Raw genomic sequence first — 2,295 nt, 5'->3', positions numbered from 1 at the left:
ATAACACACCTAATGGTGCATACGCTTCGTCAGTCTTATATTCCATCGTTCAAACAGCTATTTTAAATAATATTAATCCATATAAGTACATAGCCCATGTCCTTCATATTTTGGCGAACACCAAAATCAATGAACTGGATTTAAACACCTTAACACCATACAATGAAACCATTAGACAAAAATTTTCTATGAACAGTCCCCAGTGATTCCACTAGGGACTGTTTTATTTTGTCTTGACGTCCATCCGTTGACGCTTACCGTCTTACTTCCTAGCATTGTTGATTATGGCGTTAGGAAAACTGTTCATAAGATAAAGCATTGTATTATTATTTTGTAAAGTTCAAATCCCCCTAAAAAACTACCTTAAAAACCATCAAATCCCCCCGGTACTAAAATAACTAAAAAAGGTGCAGTTCACTGAGATTTGCATAGAAATCAGTGAAAATGCACCTTTAATTCTTCTGAAAATAAGCGTTTATTTATTAAAAAGAAAAAGTTTATCTATCAATCAACCGCTTAACAAAGCCATATAATGGGCTTATAGCGTGATAAATAAACTCGGTATGATTAAGATGTCTTTAGTTGTACGAGTTTATCCCATTTTTGAGCAATAGTTGTACGAGTTTATTTCCAATAGTTGTACGAGTTTATTTTTTTAGTGCAGAAAGCACATGATTTGTTAGTAAAACTAGTGGAAATGAAATAATATAACCCATCATATTAAAGTAGAATTGAAATATTAAGTATGACAACAATTCTCTTAATAGTAGGCATCTCTATATTGAATATTCGTTAAGTTTTACGGAAAACTATTGAGAATAAATGCTAAGAGAACTAATAATATTAATTACGCTAGAAAAAAATACAGGTCAATATGACAAAGTGATGACTAATCATGTACAACCCTATATAAAAGAGATTGATTGTTATTCATTAATCGATGATGTTTCTACTGACCCCAATACTAACAATATCAATAAAGCTATTCCAAAATCAAAATACATTGTCTGCAATTGATGCTTAAAATCCTGTAAGTGTTACTAGGTAAAATATAGTTTCTTATCTAAAAAAGCATAGATTTTATTAACCAACACTTCTCTTTCCGGTGATTACTAAAATTAATCGTAATCAGTAAGTGTTGCTTCCCTAGCGTTAGACATAAAGTTAATAATTAATGTTTTTTTTTAATAATAATTTTGGTAACAATAACGATAACTAAAGAGATAACTGTATATAACAGCACCCACATTAGACCTTCTATTATTTCAGTAATATTTCTAGTTACTAAACTTAACAGTAAAAAAAATGTACCAAATGTAATCAAAGGCATTATATATATTCTTTTAAATTTTATCCCACCTATAATAGAACTTAAAATAGTGAGTAAAGGAAATACAATAAATAGAAGCAAAAACATTATCTCAAATAAAGGCATCTTGAACCTCCTTCCTAATAATGATAAAAGCAGTATGAGAATTAAATGAAGATAAGGGAAGTACAAAGTAATTTATTCTGCTGCTAAATCTTCTTCCTTATAAAAGTTAGGAACTATTGCTGGTGGTCCATCACCTCCACCTGGAGGTAGATATCCACCACCACCACCTACGGTTGCAATATTGGTTAAATCACTATTAGTGATTTGTCGTGGAAAAAATATAGGATTACCCGCTAAATTATACCCCTGATTATCGTAAGCACAATGAACGAGCTGGGAGCAATACCAAGTATTTCTAGACGTACAACCACCGGAGAAAACGTGATTAAAACCTTTTCCCAATTCATATATTGCAAAATCTACTGCATTAGATCTCTCAGTGTAAGAAGCACCAATTACTCTATAAACCTCTCCATCATTTTCACTTAGTCTATTACAATCCAATACACTTCTAACAACACCACATGAAACAGCTTCAATCAGTCTAATATATGGTTGGCCGTTGTCAAAAAAAATACCCTCAACTATTGCAACATGTCCTGTTAAAGTAGAAACAATGGTGGCTTCCTCATATAAGATATCACCTATTCGTACTCTATTTAACAAATCACAACTTGTATAGTCCGCTTCCTGCGGTAATGTTGTACCAGTATCATAATACCACCGTGAATCACACCCTGAAGATGAAGATGTTACAAAAAAATCATCAGAACTATGATAAGCATCCTTATCGATTTCAATAGAAACATTTTGATTATCTTGACTACTATTAGCTTGAACGCTAGTTGGAGTAAGCACAAAAGATGTTAAAAGAAAAAACATTAAAAATACTGAACATGCTAATTTTTTTTCATCTATAT

Annotated in this window: 3 protein-coding genes; 1 reads left to right on the top strand and 2 read right to left on the bottom strand. The window is 31.5% G+C overall.

From position 1 onward, the window contains the following. Window positions 1-206, top strand: a 206-nt coding sequence (locus tag ACHAJD_RS09790; RefSeq protein WP_435585684.1) for a transposase domain-containing protein, incomplete at its 5' end; no start/stop codon positions are given. A 965-nt stretch (window positions 207-1,171) separates the two neighbouring features. On the opposite strand, the gene ACHAJD_RS09785 is transcribed toward ACHAJD_RS09790, so the two are convergent. Together ACHAJD_RS09785 and ACHAJD_RS09780 are read right to left on the bottom strand one after the other, a co-directional pair. Next, window positions 1,172-1,417: a DUF2651 family protein gene (locus ACHAJD_RS09785; RefSeq protein ID WP_435585685.1), complete on the bottom strand. Its 246-nt coding sequence runs from the start codon at window positions 1,415-1,417 to the stop codon at window positions 1,172-1,174. Window positions 1,418-1,507: 90 nt separating this feature from the next. Continuing rightward, on the bottom strand, window positions 1,508-2,295 hold a 788-nt coding region (locus ACHAJD_RS09780; RefSeq protein WP_435585683.1), incomplete at its 5' end, for a YiiX/YebB-like N1pC/P60 family cysteine hydrolase.

Origin of the sequence: Liberiplasma polymorphum (assembly GCF_043951795.1) — a bacterium.
In the GTDB taxonomy this organism is placed as follows: domain Bacteria; phylum Bacillota_I; class Bacilli_A; order Izemoplasmatales; family Izemoplasmataceae; genus Liberiplasma; species Liberiplasma polymorphum.
Note: the sequence above shows the minus strand (reverse complement) of the source record. Positions and strands in the feature narration are given on the sequence as shown.

Bases quoted from the DNA above. Each gene is read 5' to 3' on its own strand.
- ACHAJD_RS09785 (WP_435585685.1), bottom strand. From the start codon at position 1,417: ATGTTTTTGCTTCTATTTATTGTATTTCCTTTACTCACTATTTTAAGT.